This window comes from Blastococcus haudaquaticus (assembly GCF_900230285.1).
GTDB lineage: Bacteria > Actinomycetota > Actinomycetes > Mycobacteriales > Geodermatophilaceae > Blastococcus_B > Blastococcus_B haudaquaticus.
The window spans coordinates 169,622-187,408 of record NZ_OCNK01000002.1; the positions used below are offsets into that span (position 1 = coordinate 169,622).

At 73.5% G+C, this 17,787-nt stretch carries 16 protein-coding genes; 5 read left to right on the forward strand and 11 right to left on the reverse strand.

Going from position 1 to position 17,787, the window contains the following annotated elements:
* The first annotated feature begins 514 nt into the window (after positions 1–514).
* A complete protein-coding gene (locus CRP30_RS07425) occupies positions 515–1,690 on the forward strand; it encodes a hypothetical protein (RefSeq protein ID WP_097183331.1) in 1,176 nt (391 codons plus the stop codon).
* A gap of 90 nt (positions 1,691–1,780) precedes the next feature.
* Here the strand turns inward: CRP30_RS07425 and CRP30_RS07430 are convergent, their stop codons facing one another.
* From CRP30_RS07430 to CRP30_RS07450, 5 genes are all read right to left on the reverse strand, one after another.
* Positions 1,781–3,271 carry a DHA2 family efflux MFS transporter permease subunit gene (locus tag CRP30_RS07430; protein ID WP_097183332.1) on the reverse strand — a complete coding sequence of 497 codons (1,491 nt, stop codon included), beginning with the start codon at positions 3,269–3,271 and terminating at the stop codon, positions 1,781–1,783.
* Positions 3,268–3,738 carry a MarR family winged helix-turn-helix transcriptional regulator gene (locus CRP30_RS07435; protein WP_097183333.1) on the reverse strand — a complete coding sequence of 157 codons (471 nt, stop codon included), beginning with the start codon at positions 3,736–3,738 and terminating at the stop codon, positions 3,268–3,270. The genes CRP30_RS07430 and CRP30_RS07435 overlap by 4 nt, the downstream gene beginning before the upstream one ends.
* A 302-nt stretch (positions 3,739–4,040) precedes the next feature.
* Positions 4,041–4,949, reverse strand: a complete 909-nt coding sequence (locus tag CRP30_RS07440) for an NAD-dependent epimerase/dehydratase family protein (RefSeq protein WP_097183334.1) — start codon at positions 4,947–4,949, stop codon at positions 4,041–4,043.
* A gap of 100 nt (positions 4,950–5,049) precedes the next feature.
* Positions 5,050–6,198: a hypothetical protein gene (locus tag CRP30_RS07445; protein WP_097183335.1), complete on the reverse strand. Its 1,149-nt coding sequence runs from the start codon at positions 6,196–6,198 to the stop codon at positions 5,050–5,052.
* Positions 6,195–7,598 carry an NAD(P)/FAD-dependent oxidoreductase gene (locus CRP30_RS07450; RefSeq protein ID WP_159961596.1) on the reverse strand — a complete coding sequence of 468 codons (1,404 nt, stop codon included), beginning with the start codon at positions 7,596–7,598 and terminating at the stop codon, positions 6,195–6,197. The genes CRP30_RS07445 and CRP30_RS07450 overlap by 4 nt, the downstream gene beginning before the upstream one ends.
* 129 nt (positions 7,599–7,727) lie before the next feature.
* Here CRP30_RS07450 and CRP30_RS07455 point away from each other — a divergent pair, with 129 nt between their 5' ends.
* A complete protein-coding gene (locus tag CRP30_RS07455; protein ID WP_143278417.1) occupies positions 7,728–9,023 on the forward strand; it encodes a sensor histidine kinase in 1,296 nt (431 codons plus the stop codon).
* Positions 9,020–9,709 carry a response regulator transcription factor gene (locus CRP30_RS07460; protein ID WP_200814606.1) on the forward strand — a complete coding sequence of 230 codons (690 nt, stop codon included), beginning with the start codon at positions 9,020–9,022 and terminating at the stop codon, positions 9,707–9,709. Before CRP30_RS07455 ends, CRP30_RS07460 begins: the two co-directional genes overlap by 4 nt.
* A 33-nt stretch (positions 9,710–9,742) precedes the next feature.
* Here the strand turns inward: CRP30_RS07460 and CRP30_RS07465 are convergent, their stop codons facing one another.
* Entirely contained in the window at positions 9,743–11,329 is a 1,587-nt protein-coding gene (locus tag CRP30_RS07465; protein ID WP_097183338.1) for a Na+/H+ antiporter NhaC family protein, read from the reverse strand.
* Positions 11,330–11,411: 82 nt separating this feature from the next.
* A complete protein-coding gene (locus tag CRP30_RS07470) occupies positions 11,412–12,266 on the reverse strand; it encodes a fumarylacetoacetate hydrolase family protein (RefSeq protein ID WP_200814607.1) in 855 nt (284 codons plus the stop codon).
* Positions 12,267–12,447: 181 nt separating this feature from the next.
* On the opposite strand from CRP30_RS07470, the gene CRP30_RS07475 reads away from it, so the two are divergent.
* The gene (locus CRP30_RS07475) at positions 12,448–13,104 is read left to right on the forward strand and encodes a cysteine hydrolase family protein (protein WP_097183340.1); all 657 of its coding nucleotides are present in this window, start codon (positions 12,448–12,450) and stop codon (positions 13,102–13,104) included.
* A gap of 85 nt (positions 13,105–13,189) precedes the next feature.
* Here CRP30_RS07475 and CRP30_RS07480 read toward each other — a convergent pair whose 3' ends face one another.
* From CRP30_RS07480 to CRP30_RS07495, 4 genes are all read right to left on the reverse strand, one after another.
* On the reverse strand, positions 13,190–14,293 hold the full coding sequence (locus CRP30_RS07480) for an NAD(P)-dependent alcohol dehydrogenase (protein ID WP_097183341.1): 1,104 nt from the start codon (positions 14,291–14,293) through the stop codon (positions 13,190–13,192).
* A 191-nt stretch (positions 14,294–14,484) separates the two neighbouring features.
* Positions 14,485–15,456 (reverse strand): NAD(P)/FAD-dependent oxidoreductase, encoded by a 972-nt coding sequence (locus tag CRP30_RS07485; protein ID WP_097183342.1) that lies wholly within the window; start codon positions 15,454–15,456, stop codon positions 14,485–14,487.
* Positions 15,453–16,127: a trimeric intracellular cation channel family protein gene (locus tag CRP30_RS07490; RefSeq protein ID WP_235003252.1), complete on the reverse strand. Its 675-nt coding sequence runs from the start codon at positions 16,125–16,127 to the stop codon at positions 15,453–15,455. Before CRP30_RS07490 ends, CRP30_RS07485 begins: the two co-directional genes overlap by 4 nt.
* A 73-nt stretch (positions 16,128–16,200) precedes the next feature.
* Positions 16,201–16,950, reverse strand: coding sequence for an alpha/beta fold hydrolase (locus CRP30_RS07495; protein WP_097183343.1), 750 nt, complete (start codon positions 16,948–16,950; stop codon positions 16,201–16,203).
* 183 nt (positions 16,951–17,133) lie between these two features.
* On the opposite strand from CRP30_RS07495, the gene CRP30_RS07500 reads away from it, so the two are divergent.
* Positions 17,134–17,781, forward strand: a complete 648-nt coding sequence (locus CRP30_RS07500) for a GntR family transcriptional regulator (protein ID WP_097183344.1) — start codon at positions 17,134–17,136, stop codon at positions 17,779–17,781.
* The last annotated feature ends 6 nt before the right edge of the window (positions 17,782–17,787 follow it).

Sequence of the window (17,787 nt, forward strand, 5' to 3'; positions counted from 1 at the left end):
GGCGCCATCGGGGTCGTGCTCCGGATCCTGGATCACCGCCCCCACGGATCGGAGCAGCTCCGCGCCGAGCTGGAGGCGATCGGCTTCGGCTTCCTCGTCGCGCGCGCACGACGGGATCGACATGCGCGGGACTCGGTACCGGCGGGTGACTCCGCCGGACATCCACGCCACGGCGCCCGGGCGCCCCGACCGGGTCCCCCCAGCAGGCCGACCCTCACCCGATCGGCGTGGAACGTCTTCCCTCCTGCGTATCTGCTGTCTTCGCGGCGGTCGGCTGGATACGCTCCCGCCCGGCTCCGCCGGACCCGACGGAGCGTCTCGCGCGCCCTGGTGGTGAGAGGGGTGGAACATGCTGCGTCGTCTTCGTCGACTCGCTCGCGCCCGATCCTGGCGTTGATGGCTCGTCCCTGAGCCGCGTCTCGGGACCGAGCCGTTTCGAGGCGCCGCGAGCATCCGGCCCGTTCCGGTGCTCGCGGCGTCGGCCACGCCCGGACCGATCCGCAGGAGGGCCGCTGTGCGACTCGCCGAGGGCGTCGTCTGGCGCGCGAGCAAGCGAGGTCTGGTGATCTCCGTTCCCGACGGGGACGCCGCGCTCCTGGACCACCCCCGCGCCTGCCGGCTACCGGAGTTCCTCGAGGACGAACCGGACCACCCCACGCTCGCTGCACGGCTCGGCCTCCCGGCCGGCGAACGGCTGGTGGGTGAACTGGTCGCCGCCGGCGTGCTGACCGACGGCGCGGGAGGGGCCCGGCCGAACCCCACCGGCCCCGCGAGCCGGCGCGTCGTGCTCACGAGGTCAGGGCTGGAGGTCACCGGCATCGAGCGTCCCGCCCGCTGGATCGACCGGCACCTGGTACCGCTGCTGGGGTCGGCGCCCGGACGGGTCCTGCTGGTGGCGGTCGTGCTCGCCGGGTTCGTCTCGCTGCTCCAGGGCCAGCCCGCGGGCCCCACGGTGAGCGACCGTCCCCTGGTGGACGCGGTGGTGGGCCTGGTCGTCGGTCTGCTGCTCAGCGCCCTGCACGAGCTGGCCCACGCGGTCGCGCTGGTGCACTACGGGCGCCGTCCCCGCCGTGCCGGCTTCGGCTTCTACTGGGGCGCGGTCTCGTTCTACGTCGACTCCACCGAGGCGATGGCCCTGCCGCGCCGCGCGCGGGTCGTCCAGGCGCTGGCCGGGCTCGCGGTGGACGTGGTCAGCATCAGCGTCCTCGCCACCGTGGCGCAGCTCAGCTCGTGGGTCCTGGTCACGGGTGTGGCGTGGCGGCTGGCCGTGCTGGTCCTCCTCGACCTCGTCACCAACCTCCTTCCCGTGCTCGAGCTCGACGGGCACGTGGCGCTGGCCGACTACCTCGACGAACCCGACCTCGCGCCCCGGGCCCGCGCCGCCTTCGCCGACTCGCTCCGCGGCGTATCCCGGCCCGGGACCCCCACGTGGATGGCCATCTACGGCGGCGTCACCGTGGTCGGCGGCCTGGCACTGCTCGCCGGTGGGGCCTTCGTGTGGTGGTCGGCATTCGACGACCTGCTGCGCGGCCTGTTCACCGGTGGCCTCGCCGAGGTGGTCGCTGCCGTCCTGCTGGTCACCCCGGTGGCACTGGGCGCGCTGGTCAGCTGCCTCGGGCTGCTGGTGCAGGGGCTGGTCCGGGAGGACGACGTCCACCCGCCGGCGGGGTACGTCGCACAGGGCGGATGACCTGCGACGGGCCCCGTGCGGAGGCACGCCGGATGCGGTGACGGCCCCACCGGGAAACCGATGGGGCCGTCGCTGCGTCGTGCCGCTGGGTCAGTGCATCATCACCGGCGTCGCGGTCGCGCCGTCCTCGTCGTCGAGCAGGTGCGACCGCTCCTTCTTGCGGGGAAGGAACGCGACCGGGATCAGCGCGAGGAGGATCAGGACGAACGCGACGGTGAACGTCGCCCCGAAGCCGTCGGCCATGAACTCCAGCGGCTCCACCGGGCCCGACGGCGTGGACGTGAGCTGGTTGGTCAGGACCACGGCCAGCACGGCGGTACCGATGGACCCACCGATCTGCTGGACGATGTTGACCAGCGTCGAGCCGCGGGCGACCTCGGAGTTGGTCAGCGACTTCAGCGCCGAGGTCATGATCGGCATCATCGTGCCGCCCATGCCGAGACCCATCACGAACAGCGCGCTGCACAGCACCAGGTAGGACGTGTCGGCGCCGACCTGCGTGAAGACGAAGAACCCACTCGCCATCACCAGCAGGGCGACCGGCACGGTGCGACCGATCGGCACCTTGTCGGCGAGGATGCCGGCGATGGGCATCGTCACCATGGCGCCCAGGCCCTGCGGGGCGATCAGCAGACCGGCCATCAGCGTCGTCTCCCCGCGCACCTGCAGGAAGTAGGACGGGAACAGCAGGCCGGCACCCATGAACGCGATGACGAAGACGAACATCGACACCGTGGCGATCGTGAGGCGGCGGTTCTTGAACAGGCGCAGATCGATCAGCGGCTTCTCCGCCCGCAGGGCGTGGAGGACGAAGGTGATGATCAGCAGCACGCCGAGAGTGCCCGAGATCCACACCCTCGGGCCGAAGGAAGCACCCTCGCCGCCCTCGGCGATCGAGGAGACGCCGAACAGGAAGAGGGCGAGGCCGGGCGACAGCAGCAGCATGCCCAGGAAGTCGAACGGCTCCGTGGTGCTCGGCTCGTCCTTGGGAAGCACCCGCAGCGAGTACACGAGAGCGGCGATCCCGATGGGCAGGTTGATCAGGAAGATCCAGTGCCACGAGGCGATGTCGATGAGCCAGCCGCCGAGGATCGGGCCGGTGATGGGGCCGAGCAGCATGGGGATGCCGAGCACGGCCATGAGTCGGCCGATGCGGTCGGGGCCTGCCGCGCGGGTCAGGATCGTCATGCCCAGCGGCATGAGCATGCCGCCGCCGAGACCCTGCAGGACGCGGAAGGCGATGAGCATCTCGACCGAGGTGGCGATCGCGCACAGCACGGACCCGGCGGTGAAGAGGAACAGGGCCGCGAGGTAGAGGCGCTTCGTCCCGAAGCGGTCCGCGGCCCAGCCGGTGAGCGGGATGACGGTGGCGAGAGCCAGCGTGTACGCCGTCATGGTCCAGGCGACCGTCGCGTAGGTGGCGTCGAAGACGTCCTGGAAGGTCGGCAGCGCGACGCTGACCACCGTGATGTCGAGGATCGACATGATGGCGCCGAGGACGACGACACCGGCGATCTTGAGGACCGCTCCGTCGATCTTCTCGGGGTACGCCGGCCCGGTCGGCGGGGCTTGGCTGGTCACAGGCAGTTCTCCTGGTCTGTACGTGGGCGGAGGACGCCGCCCGCGAGGATGTCCGTGAGTGCCCGGTGCAGCTGATCGCGCTGCTCCGGGGGAAGGGCGCGCGTGAACGCCTTGACCGACTCGCGCTTGGCCTCGACGTGCTGGGCCACGAGCTGCTCGCCGGTCGACGTCAGCGACACGAGCTTGACCCGCCGGTCGCTCGTGCTCTCCCGCCGCTCGACCATGTGCAGACCGAGGAGCTGGTCGACGTTGCGTCCCGCAGCAGCCACCGAGAGACCGAGGCCCTCGGCGATGGCGTGGATGGGCATCGACTCGGCCGTCTTGGCCAGCAGGAACAGCGTGCGTGCCTGCGAGAACGACAGGTCGCTCCCGATCAGCGCGTCGAGCCCGTCGGACTCGCCTCCGCTCATCAGCCGCGTCACGAAGTCCACGAGCACGTCGTCGAGCTCGTCAGGTCGATGGGGCACCCGGAGATACTAACGGCCTTGCAACTGTCCGGGACGTGAAACGTTTGCGAACTCACAACGTTCTTGCTGCGGGCGGAGCGGCAAGGCACCTCGTCCCGGCGGTCACCGGGTTCTCCGCCACCTCCTCCACCGCCGAGCAACTCGTCAGTGGCTACCTCTTCGAGGACCGACGGCGACCCGCGAACGCCCTGCGTGCCGGCCCCGACCCCGACCGCGGACCCGGTCCTCGCTGACGGACGCCCGGTCAGCGCCCACGGCCGGGCCGCCGACCGGGACCGGGCCTCGGGGAGACCCCGACGCTGTCAGCCGCGAGTCGTCAGGCCCTGCCGGAGCTCGTCCATCGCCTGCGCGAGGCTCACCCGCGGCGCCCAGCCCCAGCCCCTCGCGCGGTCCGAGCGCAGCTGCCCGGTCCAGACCGGCTCGTCCGACCACTCGGGCTCGACACCCAGCGCGTCGGTCACCGTGCCCAGGTAGTCCCGCCACGTCGCAGGCTCACCAGCGACGATGACCGCGGTCGTGCTCCCGGCCACGGGACCCCGCTCCGGATCGTCGGCCGTCGCGACCGCGCCCGTGGCGACGTCGGCGATCAGGGCCGCCAGGTCGTCGACGTGCACCCAGCCCCAGGTCTTCGCCGGGTTCACCCGGAGCCCACCGCCGCGGACGTCCTGCGGTCGCAGCGAGTTCCAGATCGAGGTCTCACCGGCGCCCATGACCGCCGGCGGTCGGACCAGCACGGTCGTCAGCCCGCCCACCTGCGCCAGCGCGGCGTCGGTGGCGTTCTTGGTGTCGGCGTAGTCGTCGCTCCCCTCGGGCACGAGGGCACCGTCCTCGGCCACGTCGCCGACGCCGGCCGACCGGTCGTACACCCCGGCCGTGGACACGTGCACGAGGCGGGCGACTCCGGCGTCCCGGGCGGCGCGGGCGAGGACCGGCGTGCCCTCGACGCCCACCCGGTGCTGCACCTCCCGGGGGGAGCCCATCGGGTGGACGGTCGTGACCACCGCGTCGGCGCCCTGGGTCACCGTGCGGGCGAGGGACTCGTCGGCGAAGTTCCCGACGTGCTCGGTGACCCCGTCGAGCGCAGGCGCGCTGCCGGCGCGGCGGACGACGGCCCGCACCTGCGCCGACCGCTCGACGAGCGCCCGGCACACCGCGGTGCCCACCAGACCGTTCGCGCCGGTCACCACGACGACGGGAGAGGCATCCACCATGCCCTCCACCCTGCCAGCGACCACCCGACGGCGCCCCCTGTGCCGGTCGACGGTGCCGGCGGGGCCGGGACGGACGGTGGGCGACCGGCGGTCCGGCGACTCAGGTGACCCGGGCGTCCGGCGCCGGCTGCCGGCTCAGGGCCCGCGGATCTCCGGTCGGAGCGGTGCGGCGCCGGTAGTAGGCATACGTGGCGAGGCCCAGAGCCGGACCCCAGATCGGTGCCGGGAGCATGAGGAGCAGCCACAGCACGTCGTTCTGCAGCGACATCACGACCAGGCTGACGGACGCGGCGCTGAGCGCCAGGGCCACCACGGAGGCGGGCACGACCGCGGCGAGCACGGGGACCGGCCGGCCGCGGAGCCCGGGCAGCCAGGCCGGCCACACCTCGCCCCAGCGGGAGATCAAGCCGAGGGTCAGCCAGGCACCGCCGACCGCGGCGAGGCCCAGGGAGACGCCGAACACCCGGACGCCGTCGTCGAGCATCTCCTCGTGCCCCTCCCCCAGCCCCTGCGGCCACGGCGTCAGCCAGGTCATCCGGAGGAGGGCGTAGGGCAGCGGGCACACCGCGGCCAGGATGGTGGCGCGCCGGCCCCACCGCCGCAGCCGCTCCGGGGAGTCGCCGTGTCCGTCCGCTGAGTGCACAGCGGTCACGGTCGTGGCGGCGAAGAGCAGGCCGCCGGCGAGCATGAACGCGAGCACCAGCGGGCGCGGCCCCACGGTGGCCAGCCCGTCGCGGATGTTGCGGAACAGCTCGACCGTCGGCGCCCCGATCTGCCCCGTTCCGACACCGATGCCGACGACCGCGGCCATCAGCGCCAGGACCAGGTGGTTCCGCCGGTGCCGACGTGATCCGGCCAGGAGGATCGCGACGAGGATCGGACCCCCGAGGATCGCCAGCGCGTAGCCGAGCAGGCTGAGCACCTGCAGGTCGGGGACGACCACGCCGAAGAACACCGCGAACCCGGCCCCGCCCGCCGCGAGCGCCCGCCGACCGGCGCTGCCCGTTCCCGCCTGCACCAGCGAGACGGCCAGTCCTGCGCCCAGGAGGCCGAGCACGAGGAACAGCAGGGATCCGGCTGCCGGGGAGAGCACCATCATCAGCGACGTCGGCTCGTTCGTGACGTCGTCGAGGACGTAGGCGCCCGGCTCCAGCAGCCACCACAGGCCCAGCGCGGCACAGGACAGCGCCCAGGCCGCCGTCGAGACGGCGATCCGGGAGGTCGCCGTGGGCGACACCGGCGCGGTCATGCCGGCACCTCCGCGCGGGCGTCGGTGCGTGCGGCGAGGCCGCCCGGCACCAGGTCCGCTGCCGTCAGATCGCGGCGGCCGAGGAGTGCCGCGGTCCAGTCCAGCACGATCCGCTCCTTGCGCCCCCAGGTCGGCATCATCGCCAGGTGGTAGACGCGGTGCAGCAGCCAGGCGGGCAGCCCGCGCAGCGGCACCCCGTAGATGCGGGCGACCCCGCGGTGCAGTCCCAGGCCGGCCACCGAGCCGGCGTCCCGGTGCCGGTACTCGACCAGGTCCCGGCCGCGCAGCGTGGCGAGGAGGTTCCGCGCCAGCACCTTCGCCTGCCGCACCGCGTGCTGGGCGGTCGCGCCGCACATCGGAGCCGAGACGTCCGCCGGCCCGGCTGCGGCGAGGTCGGGTACGGCCGCGCCGTCGCCGGCGGCCCACAGGTGCGCCACCCCGTCCACCTGCAGGGTCGGGCGGGTGCGCAGCCTGCCCCGGGGATCGACCGGCAGGCCGATCCGCGCGAGGAGCGGGTTGCCCCGGACGCCGGCTGCCCACACGACCGTGTCGGCGCGGAACCGCTCGCCGTCGGAGAGCTCCACCAGGCCGTCGACCATCGAGGTGACCTGCGTCTTCAAACGCACGGTGATCCCGCTGCCGGCCAGGCGGGCACGGGTGTAGGCCCCGAGGCGCGACGGCAACTCCGGCATGATCTCGGCGTCGGTCTCGACGAGCTCGAAGCGCAGCTCGCCGGTGTCCAGGCCCGGGTACCGGCGGGCCGTCGAGCGGGCGAGGTCCTGCAGCTCCGCCATTGCCTCCACGCCCGTGTAGCCGCCGCCGACGACGACGAAGGCCAGGGCCGCCCGTCGCCGTTCGACGTCCTCGGTGTCGGCGGCCAGGGCCAGGCGGGTGAGCACCGCGTCCCGCAGCCGCAGGGCATCGGCGAGGGTGGTGAAGCCGATCGCGTGCCCGGCGAGCCCGGGCACGGCCTGCGTCCGGCTGACCGACCCGGGGGCGAGGACGAGCTCGTCGTAGTCGAGCCCCATGGTCGTCCCGTCGGGCAGCGTGACGTGCAGCCGCCGCTGGTCGTGGTTCACCGCCGTCGCCCGTCCGGTGAGCACACGGGTCCCCCGCAGCGTCGTCCGCAACGGCACGGCGACGTGCCGCGCTTCGATCCGGCCGCCGGCCACCTCGGCGAGGAACGGCTGGTAGGTCATGGACGGCGAGGCGTCGACGAGGACGACCTCCGCCTCGCCACGGCGCAGTCGCCGCTCGAGCCGCCGGGCGAGGGTGAGTCCGACGAAGCCACCGCCGACGACGACGATGCGGGGCGCGGGCGGCGACGGTCGGCGTTCCCCGGGGAACGGACGCCGGGGCGCGGGCCGGAAGGTGCGATGCCGGGTGGGGTTCGATGTCATGCTCCGAACCTGGCCGCCGGCACCCTGCCACCACATCGGACCGCAGGATCCGGCCTCCGATACCGCGGGACGAGACGGCAGGGACCGTGGTCTGATCCGCCGCCCTCCCCCGCTGCCTAGGCTCCAGCCGTGCATGCGGACCGGGCGGCCATGGAGCGGGTGGACGCCTGGGTCCGCCGCCGGGAGTGGGTGACCGACCTGCTGCTCGCGTCCGTCCTCGCGGGCCTGGTCGCACCGGTCTCGGTGACCATGGTGGCGGCCGCCGGCCTCGACCGCGGGTGGACGGTCGCACTCTGGTGCCTGCTCGGCAGCCTGCACCTCGCGGTGGCTTTCCGCCGGTCGGCGCCGGTTCCCGCGTTCCTGGTGCTCGCGACGGCCGAGCTGGGGTTGGCCCTGGCCCCGTTCCTGTCCGGCGACGACGCGCCCGCCACCACCTATCCCGCCGTCCTGCTGCCGTCGAGCCTCGCCTACCTGATCGGCGCGTACTCGATCAGCGCCTACGGCCGGCAGCGGTGGCCGGAGCTGTCGCTCCTGGTCGGGCTCGTCGGCGGGCTGCTGGTCACGGTCCGGGTGGCCACCGTCCCCGGTCCCACGACGGCACTCGGTACCGACGGGGCCGGCGAGCTGCTCCTCCTGGCCGTCGCGGTGCTGGGCGCGGTGACGGCCGCGTGGGCGCTGGGGCGCTTCCGCCGGGTCCGGGCCGACCAGCTCGCCGCCCTCGCGGAACGGGCCCGGCGGGCCGAGGCCGACCGTGAGCAACGGGACAGACAGGCCGCGGCGGACGAGCGGGCCCGGATCGCCCGGGAGATGCACGACGTCGTGGCGCACTCGGTGACGGTCATGGTGCGGCAGGCCGAAGGCGGCCGGTACGTCGCGGCGACGGATCCGGCCGCCGCGGCCACGGCGCTGGCCACGATCGCCGAGACGGGCCGGACGGCCCTGACCGACATGCGGTCCCTGCTGGGCGTGCTGGACCCGGCCACCGGCCCGGCCGCCGCGGCCCCGCAACCCACCATCGACGACCTGCCCGAGCTGGTGCGGCAGATCCGCGCGTCGGGCCAGCCGGTGACCCTCCGGATCGACGGCGACCCGCGGCCGCTGGACCGGGCGGCGCACCTGGCCGCCTACCGGCTCGTGCAGGAGGCGCTCACGAACGTCGTCAAGCACGCCGGCCCCGACGTCGAGGCGGAGGTCGTCCTCACCTGGGACCGGCAGGCGCTCCGCCTGCAGGTGACCGACCAGGGAACGCCGCCCCGTGCCACGGACGGCGTCCCTGCCGGAGGCCGGGGGCTGACCGGGATGCGGGAGCGACTGCACCTGGTCGGTGGCCGGTTGAGCGTGGGCCCGGCGGAGTCGGGCGGCTTCTCGGTCGTCGGCGAGATCCCGACCGCGGGAGCGGGCCGCGCCCGTGGCGGGCGCCGGTGAGCGCCCCCGAGATCCGGGTCGTCCTCGTCGACGACCAGGCGATGATCCGCACCGGTCTGGCCATGATCGTCGACGCGCAGGACGACATGCGCGTGGTGGGCGAAGCGGCCGACGGGGCGCAGGCCCTGGACGTCGTCGCGGGGACCACCTGCGACGTCGTCCTGATGGACGTCCGCATGCCGAAGCTCGACGGGGTGGCCGCGACCCGGGAGCTGCTCCGCCGGCACCCGGAGGGACCGAAGGTCGTCGTGCTCACCACCTTCGACCTCGACGAGCACGCCTTCGCCGCCCTGCGGGCCGGGGCCGGCGGGTTCCTGCTCAAGGACGCCCCGGCCGAGGACGTGCTCGCCGCCATCCGGACGGTGCACGCCGGGGACGCGGTCATCGCGCCCTCGACGACCCGCCGCCTCCTCGAGCACGTCGCCGCGGACCTGCCCACCCCGCTGGGCGAGGACGACGCGCTCGCTGCCCTGACCGAACGCGAGCGTGCCGTCATGGTCGAGATCGCCCACGGCGCCACGAACGGCGAGATCGCGGCACGCCTGTTCCTCGCCGAGCCGACGGTCAAGACCCATGTCGGCCGGATCCTGGCCAAGCTCGGTCTGCGCGACCGGGTGCACATCGTCATCCGCGCGTACGAGAGCGGTCTGGTGCGCCGCGGCAGCGGGGAGCGGGAGGATCGGTGAGCCGGTCCGGACGGCCGACCACCCGGTGCCCCCTCAGCCCTGGACGCCGCCCATCTGCGGCGCACTCTGCGGCTCCGCACCCCGTGCGGCGCTGTGCCCCTTGAGCAGGAGGACAGCCACCGCGAGGGCCACGACCGCAGCCAGCAGTCCGAGGCCGGTGCTCTCCGTGAGGCCAGAGACCAGGTAGCCGACCGCCGAAGCCGCGGCGGCCACCAGGGCATACGGCAACTGGGTGGTCACGTGGTCGATGAGGTGCACCCCGGACCCGATCGAGGACAGGATCGTGGTGTCCGACAGCGGCGACGTGTGGTCGCCGAAGATCGCGCCGGCGAGCACCGCTCCGAAGACCGGGATGAGCAGCGCGCTGTCCAGGGAGAGCGCGATCTCGGCCGCGATCGGCAGCAGGAGACCGAAGGTCCCGAACGTGCTGCCGATGGAGAAGGCGATGAAGGAGGCAAGCACGAAGAGGATGACCGGCAGCAGGGCCAGCGGCAGGGCCTCGTCGATCACGCCGGCCAGGTATTCGCCGATGCCGAGCTCCCCGATGACCTCGGCGGTGATCCACGCGAGGAAGAGCACCGCGGCCGCGAAGAACATCGACCGAACCCCGGACACCGCGGCCTTGCCGATCACGCGGCCCGGTGTCCGCCGGACCAGCAGCATCGCAGCGGCCACCAGACAGGCCACGATGGTGCCGTAGAAGAGCGCCAGGATGACGTCGGTGGCGGCCAGGATGTCCATGGGCGCCAGCGAGCCCTCGGCCCCGGCGATGCCGATCCACAGTGCGCCGGCCACCGTGACCGCGATCAGGGTGACGATGGGCCACACCAGGTCGCGGACGCGGCCGTCCTCGCGCACCGGCAGGTCTCGGTCCGTCTCGCCGGGCGGGAGGCCGTGCGCGGCGTCGAACAGCACGTTCTGCTCGATGGCGGTCCGCTCGTGCCGGCGCATGGGGCCGATGTCGATGCTGAACCACGCCACCGCGACGACCAGCAGCAGGGCGGTGATCGGGTAGAGCATCGCCGGGATCGACTGCAGGTAGGCCTCGTATCCGCTGAGCCCGCCGACCTCGTTCTCGTCGAGGATGCCGGTCATGGTCGCGGCGATGAACGCCGCCCAGCCGGAGATGGGCACCAGGATGATCACCGGGGCGGCCGTCGAGTCCACCAGGTAGGAGAGCTTGGCGCGGGACACCCGGTGCTGGTCGGTGATCGAGCGGCTGACCGTGCCACCGACCAGGCTGCTGAACGCGTCGTCGAAGAAGATCACGATGCCGGTGACGACCGGCACGAACTGCGCCTGACTGCGGGTGCGCACCCGGCGCACGGCCCATGCGGCGAAGGCCAGCAGACCACCGGACACGTAGATCAGCGAGGTGAGGACGCCGATGAGGACGACGGCGACGAGGATGTAGACCTCCTCGGCGATCTCACCCTCGGCGACGATGAGGCCCGAGGCAGCCTCCCAGACGAACTCCAGGGCGCCCAGGACGTCCCACTCGGCGTACATCAGGGCACCGAGCACGATGCCGACGCCGAGGGAGATCAGGATCCGGCGGGTGGCGATCGCCAGGACGATGGTCACGAGCGGCGGCAGCAGCGACAGGATCGACGGTTCCACGAGCCCTCCTCGATGGTGCGGGTGTGGTGCCCCCTGGTCTACGGCGGTGCTGCTTGCCGGCGGCCGCGGAGCGGGACAGCGCTCAGCCGGGGTCGGCGACCAACGGGGTGACCAGGCGCCCCAGGCCCTGGATCTCGCACACCACCTCGTCGCCCGGCTGCAGCCAGACCTGCTCGGGCATCCCGAGGATCACGCCCTCCGGCGTGCCGGTGTAGACGACGTCCCCCGGCTCCAGGGTCATGATCTGGGAGAGGTCGCTGACCAGTTCGGCGACGGAGAAGACCATGTCCCTGGTGTTGGAGTCCTGGCGCAGGTCGCCGTTGACCGAGCACCGCAGGTCGAGGGCCTGCGGGTCGGGGACCTCGTCGCTGGTGACCACGTACGGCCCCAGCGGGGCGAAGCCGTCGATCGCCTTGCCGTACATCCACTGCGAACTGCGCATCTGCAGGTCGCGCGCGGACAGGTCGTTGCCGGTCGCGTACCCGAAGACGTGCTCCAGCGCGCGGTCCTCGCTCACCTTCCGGGCGCGCCGTCCGATCACGGCCACCAGCTCGACCTCGTAGTCGGCCTTCTCCGCGACGGCGGGGATGACCACCGCCTCCCCGGAGGCAGCAAGGCTGTTCGCGTACTTGGCGAAGTAGATGGGGCGCTCGGGTACCGGCATGCCGCCTTCCGCGGCGTGCTTGCGGTAGTTCAGGCCGACACAGATGATCTTGCCGGCGTCGGGCACCGCGGGTGCGAGCCGCAACTGCTCCACGGCGACGACGTCGGAGGTGGACTCGGCCGCCTGTCGCACCCGCAGCAGGGCCTCGGGCCCTGCGCCGGCGAGCGACCGGACCGACGCGCGGCTGCCGTCCCCCGCGGCCTCGGTGACGTCGGCGACCCCCGCCTCCGTCTCGACACCGAGCCGCAGCCCCCCGTCCCCGTGGAAGGACACCAGCCTCATCGTGCGGCCCCCGGCCTGGGTGCGTCCGAGCGTGGACCGACAGCGGTGGGCGTGGTGATCTGCGTCACGTGCGGCATCATGATGGCCGGGTCGGTGCAGGTCAAGGCTACGGAACCGCATCGTTCCTCGGTGACCTCCGGCAGACGTCGCCCGCTCAACGGGAGGTGCGGTGGTGTCCCACTGGCCGGCCGACGTCGACCCGCACATCGCCCCGGAGCCGGAACGGTCCGCGCTGCTGGTGATCGACACGCAGGTCGACTTCCTCGACGGGGGCAGCAGCCCCATTGCCGGCACCAGCGCCGTCGTGCCGACCATCTCGCGCCTCGTGCGTGGCTTCCGGGATGCCGCGCGCCCGGTGGTGCACGTCGTCCGGCTCTACGAGGGCGACGACGTCGACCTGCCGCGCCGCTCGCTCGTCGCTTCCGGGGCCCCCGTGGTGCGCCCGGGTTCCGCAGGGTCGCAGCTCGCCCCCCAGCTGCGGCCTGCGCCGGACGCCCGACTGTCGCCACGCGACCTGCTGGCCGGACAGTTGCAACCCCTGGGCCCCCGGGAGTGGGCGATGTGGAAGCCGCGCTGGGGGGCCTTCCACCGCACGCCGCTGGACGCCCACCTGCGTGCGCTCGGCGTCAGCACCGTCGTGGTCGCCGGCTGCAACTACGCCAACTGTCCGCGGGCGACCGTGTACGGGGCCAGCGAGCACGACTACCGGACGTTGATCGCCCAGGACGCGATCTCGGGTGTGGAGCCGCTGCACCTGGAGGAGGCGGCCCGGATGGGCGTCCTGCACGCGACGACCGCCGAGATCCTCGCCCGCCTGCCCCGGTCCTGACGGTCATGCCGGTCGCTCTGCCCGGCCGGGCGCGGCCGTCGATCGCGCCGACCCGCCCCAGCCAGTGTCGGGGCGAGGGCGGGGGTCAGTGCGGCATGGTCAGGATGGGCTTGACCACCGCTCCGCTGTACGAGGCCTCGACGGCGTCCTCGATGCGGTCCAGCGGGAAGAACTGGACCAGCTGGTCGAACGGGAACCGCCCCTGGGCATGCAGGTCCATCAGGGCGGCGATCAGCTGCTGGCCGTGGCCACTGCCACCCAGGGTGCCGCGGATGGTCTTGCCCCACAGCGTGGTCAGGTGGTCGGCGCTGAACTCCGCCCCCGCGGGGGCACCGCCGATGAGCAGAGCCGTCCCGAGCATGCCCACCGAGTCGATCGCCTGGCGGATGACCGAGACGATGCCGGTGCAGTCCAGCGACGCGTCAGCGGGGCCGCCGCAGATGTCGTTCACGGCCTGCACCGGGTCGGCGCTGGTCGCGTCGATGGTGTGCGTCGCGCCCAGTCCCTCGGCCAGCCGCAGCCTCGCGGCGTGCCGGTCCACGGCGATGATCGTGGTCGCCGCCGAGTTGCGGGCGGCCATCACCGCGGCCAGGCCGACGGTGCCGGCGCCGTAGACGACGATCGAGCTCCCCGGCTCGGGCCGCAGCGTGTTGAAGACCGCCCCGGCGCCGGTCGCCAGCCCGCAGGCAACCGGACCCATGAGTTCCACCGGCAGCCCCGCCGGTACCGGGACCAGCGAGGCGGCGGTGGCCATCGCGTAGGTGCCGAACGACGACTGCCCGAAGAAGTGGCTGGCCAGCGGGGAACCATCGGTGCCGCGCAGTGCCGACGACCCGTCGAGGCGGCGTCCCCCGGCGACCAGCTCCCCCATCCGCAGGCAATAGCGCGGCTCGCCTGCCTGGCAGTTGCGGCAGGCTCCGCACGACGGCCAGCCGAGGACGACGTCCTGTCCCTCGCTGACCCCGGTGACGCCGTCGCCGACCGCCACCACCGTGCCGGATCCCTCGTGGCCGAGCACACCGGGCAGCGGGAAGGGCAGGTCGCCGTCCCGGGCGATGCCGTCGGTGTGGCAGAAGCCGGTGGCGGCGACCTTGACCAGCACGTCGCCGGGACCGGGCTCGTCGAGGTCGACCTCCCGCACGACGAACGGGCCGTGCAGTTCCTCGACGACGGCAGCGGTGATCCTCACGTAGGCCCTCCCTCTGTGGTCCGGGCGCACGGTTCGACGTCCCGGTGGCGGCACCACGAGCATGTCCTCCCTCCTCCCGGCTCGCGACCCCGGCTCGCGACCCCGGCACGCGACCCCGGCACGGACGACACCGGCCTGGGACGTGGGGCGGGGGCCGCGCGGCCGGGGCTCCCCGGCCGCGCGACCGCGTCCTACGACGCCTTCTGCCGACTCCGCCCCAGCTGGACAGCGGCCTGGGCGTCGGCGAACACCAGGTCGACGTTGATCGCCGTCGCGGCGGCCATCCCCTGCGCCGCCGAGGCCATGACCTGGGCCGTCACGTCGGCGACGTTGCCGGCCACCCAGACACCGGGCACCTCCGTCAGGCCGGTCGGGTCGGCGGGGATCCGGGTACCGCGGACGGCACCGTGCACCACCTGGTCGACCGGCTGGATGCCCAGTCCGCCGAGCAGTCCGGCATTGGTGGTGAACCGCGGCGCCACCACGAGGGCCTCGCGGGCGATCACCTGGCCCGAGGTCAGCCGGACGCCGGAGAGCGCCCCGTCGGTGATGTCGAGCGCGGCGACCGCGCCCTCGATCACGCGCACCCCCTGGGCCGCGAGCTGCTCCTGCTGTTCCGGAGTCGGCAGCGAGCCCGTGTGCGGGAAGAGGACGACATCCTCGCTCCACTGCCGCCAGAGCAGGGCCTGGACGGTGCTCTGCGGTCCGGAGCCCAGCACGCCGATGGCCCGGTCGCGCACCTCCCAGCCGTGGCAGTACGGGCAGTGCAGGACGCTCCTCCCCCACAGCTCGGCCACGCCCGGGACGTCGGGCAGCTCGTCGGTCAGGCCGGTCGCCACCAGCAGCCGGCGCGCCCGGACCGACCGCCCGTCGGCCAGGTCGACGCGGAAGTCGCCCTCCCCCCGGCTCAGCGCGGAGACCCAGCCGTCCACCACGGTGCCCCCGTAGCCCTCCACCTCGCGGCGACCGATCGCCACGAGCTCTGCGGGTGGCGTCCCCTCGCGGCCGAGCACGTTGTGCACGTGCCCTGCGGGGGCGTTGCGCGGGGTGCCGGCGTCCACCACCAGCACGCTGCGCCGCGCCCGGGCAAGGGCCAGCGCCCCGCCCAGGCCGGCGGCGCCCCCGCCGACGACCACCACGTCGTACCTCTCGTCGCTCGTCATGTCTTCGTGTCCTCTCGTTCCGTCAGTGAGTCGGGGGTCGGTCCACCGGGGGCGGGCCGACCGGGGACCGCCGCCTTCGTGCCCGCGGACCGCGCCAGTGGCGCCGCAGGGCGAGCACGCGGACGACGAAGACGGCGGCGGCGACGCCCAGGCAGCGCCGTGCTGTCGGCATCGACGGTCGGGGCGATGCCGACGACGAGCGCTCCGGCCACCGCCGGCAGCGCGTAGAGCTCCGAGTCCGCGCGGACCAGAGCAGGGACCTCGCGCGCGATGACGTCCCGCAGCACGCCGCCGCCCACGGCGGTCGTGACCCCGAGGCAGGCCGCCGCCACGGGTGCGAGCCCGTGGTCGAGCGCCTTCTCCGTACCGGCCACGCAGAAGAGCCCCAGGCCGGCCGCGTCGAAGACCAGCAGGGGCCGTGCGAGCCGGGTGAACACGCGGTGCCCGACGGCGGTGACCGCCGCTGCTGCCAGCGCCACGACCAGGTACTCCCACCGGGTGAAGGCCGGAGGTGGCGTGTCGCCGAGCACGAGGTCGCGGACGATCCCGCCGCCGAGCGCGGTGACCACCGCCAGGATGGCGATGCCCACCACGTCGAAGTCGCGGCGGACGGCCATCAGGGCTCCGGAGACCCCGAAGGCGAAGACGCCGATCAGATCGATGGTCTGCACGGTTGCTCCGGGTCGGCGCCGGGCCGCTCCGCTGCCCTGCCCAGACGACGGAGCGGACCCGGCCCGTCCTGGGTCAGGCGGCCGTCGCGCGTGCGGCGTCGTCGATGAGCCGCGCGACGACGTCGGGCCGGGAGACCGTCACGGCGTGGGAGGCGTCGACCTCGACGACGGTCGACGAGGCCCGCTCGGCCATGAAGCGCTGGGCCTCGGCCGGGACGGCCAGGTCCTGGAGCGTGACGAGCGTCCAGGACGGGATGGTCTTCCAGGCCGCCGCGGTCGCCTTGTCGGCCAGCGCGTCCCCGATGATCGGCCGCTGCGTGACGGCCATCAGCTCGGCGACGTCCGCCGGCACGTCCGCGGCGAAGATCGCCCGGAACTTCTCCTGCTCGATGTAGAGGTCGTCGACGGACTGCCCGCCGGGACCGCGGACGGTCACCGGGCGCAGCGCCGACCCCAGCTCGTTGCCGGGGAACTTCCCGGCCAGCTCGCCGGTGCTCTCCCCCTCGTCGAGGAGGAAGCTGGCGACGTACACCAGCGCCTTGACCTGCGGGTGCCCGTCGGCTGCCTCGCTCATCACGCTGCCGCCGTAGGAGTGGCCGGCGAGGACGATCGGCCCGTCGACGCCGTCCAGGACGTCGCGCAGGAACCTTGCGTCGCCGTGCAGCGAGCGGAGCGGGTTGGCCACCCCGATCACCGGATAGTCGTCCTGCCGGAGCCGCGCGATCACGTCGTTCCAGCTCGACGAGTCGGCGAAGGCGCCGTGCACGAGCACCACCGTGGGCTTGGTCGTGCCGGTGCGGGAGTCGAGCGTGCTGCTGGTCATGGGTCGGTCCTCTCTGGGTTGCGGACGATTCCTTCGCCCGTCCGTTGGGCTCCAGGTGCGCCGTCCCCCGCCAACGCTGCTGGTATGCGATATATTGCATGCTGAATAGGTGGTCCGGAAGACTTCTTTCCGCCCTTCTTCGTTCCGCAGCGAGCACCCGGTTCCCGCCCCGAGAGGCCCCACATGCCGATCCCCCCGACGGACCCCGGGCTGGACCGCGGTCTGCTCCGCGACGACGTCTACCGCCACCTCCGGGACGCGATCGTCGACGGCACCTTCGCCCCCGGCGAACAGCTCAAGGACCTCGAGCTGGCCGCCTGGCTCGGGGTCAGCCGGACACCGGTCCGCGAGGCGCTGCTGCGCCTCGCACAGAGCGGGCTGGTCCTGGCCCACCCGGGCCGGTCGACGGTCGTGAGCCCGCTCGACGTCCGCGAGGTCCGGGACGCCCGGGACGTCGTCGCGGCGATGCACGAGCTCGCGGTCCGCGAGGCCGTGCCCGTGGTCACCGAGGCGGACCTGGATGCCATGCGCGACGCCAACCGCCGGTTCGCCGCCGCCGTCGGGTCCGGCGACGTGGAGGCCGCCGTCCGCGTCGACGACGAGCTGCACGGCGTGCTGGTGCGCCTCTCCGGAAATCGCGCGGTCGCGACGGTGCTCGAGCAGTTCACGCCCACGGTGCGTCGCGCCGAACGGATGCGGTTCGGCTCCCGTGGCGCCGTGTCGGTCACCCAGCACGAGGAGCTCATCCGGCTCTGCGCCGCCGGGGACACCGAGGGCGCGGCCGCCGTCGCCTACGACACCTGGCACAGCCTGCCGAGCGGCGAGGGGTGACTGCTC

Bases quoted from the DNA above. Each gene is read 5' to 3' on its own strand.
- CRP30_RS07440 (WP_097183334.1), bottom strand. From the start codon at position 4,949: ATGGTGGATGCCTCTCCCGTCGTCGTGGTGACCGGCGCGAACGGTCTG.
- CRP30_RS07450 (WP_159961596.1), bottom strand. From the start codon at position 7,598: ATGACATCGAACCCCACCCGGCATCGCACCTTCCGGCCCGCGCCCCGG.
- CRP30_RS07500 (WP_097183344.1), top strand. From the start codon at position 17,134: ATGCCGATCCCCCCGACGGACCCCGGGCTGGACCGCGGTCTGCTCCGC.
- CRP30_RS07495 (WP_097183343.1), bottom strand. From the start codon at position 16,950: ATGACCAGCAGCACGCTCGACTCCCGCACCGGCACGACCAAGCCCACG.
- CRP30_RS07485 (WP_097183342.1), bottom strand. From the start codon at position 15,456: ATGACGAGCGACGAGAGGTACGACGTGGTGGTCGTCGGCGGGGGCGCC.
- CRP30_RS07445 (WP_097183335.1), bottom strand. From the start codon at position 6,198: ATGACCGCGCCGGTGTCGCCCACGGCGACCTCCCGGATCGCCGTCTCG.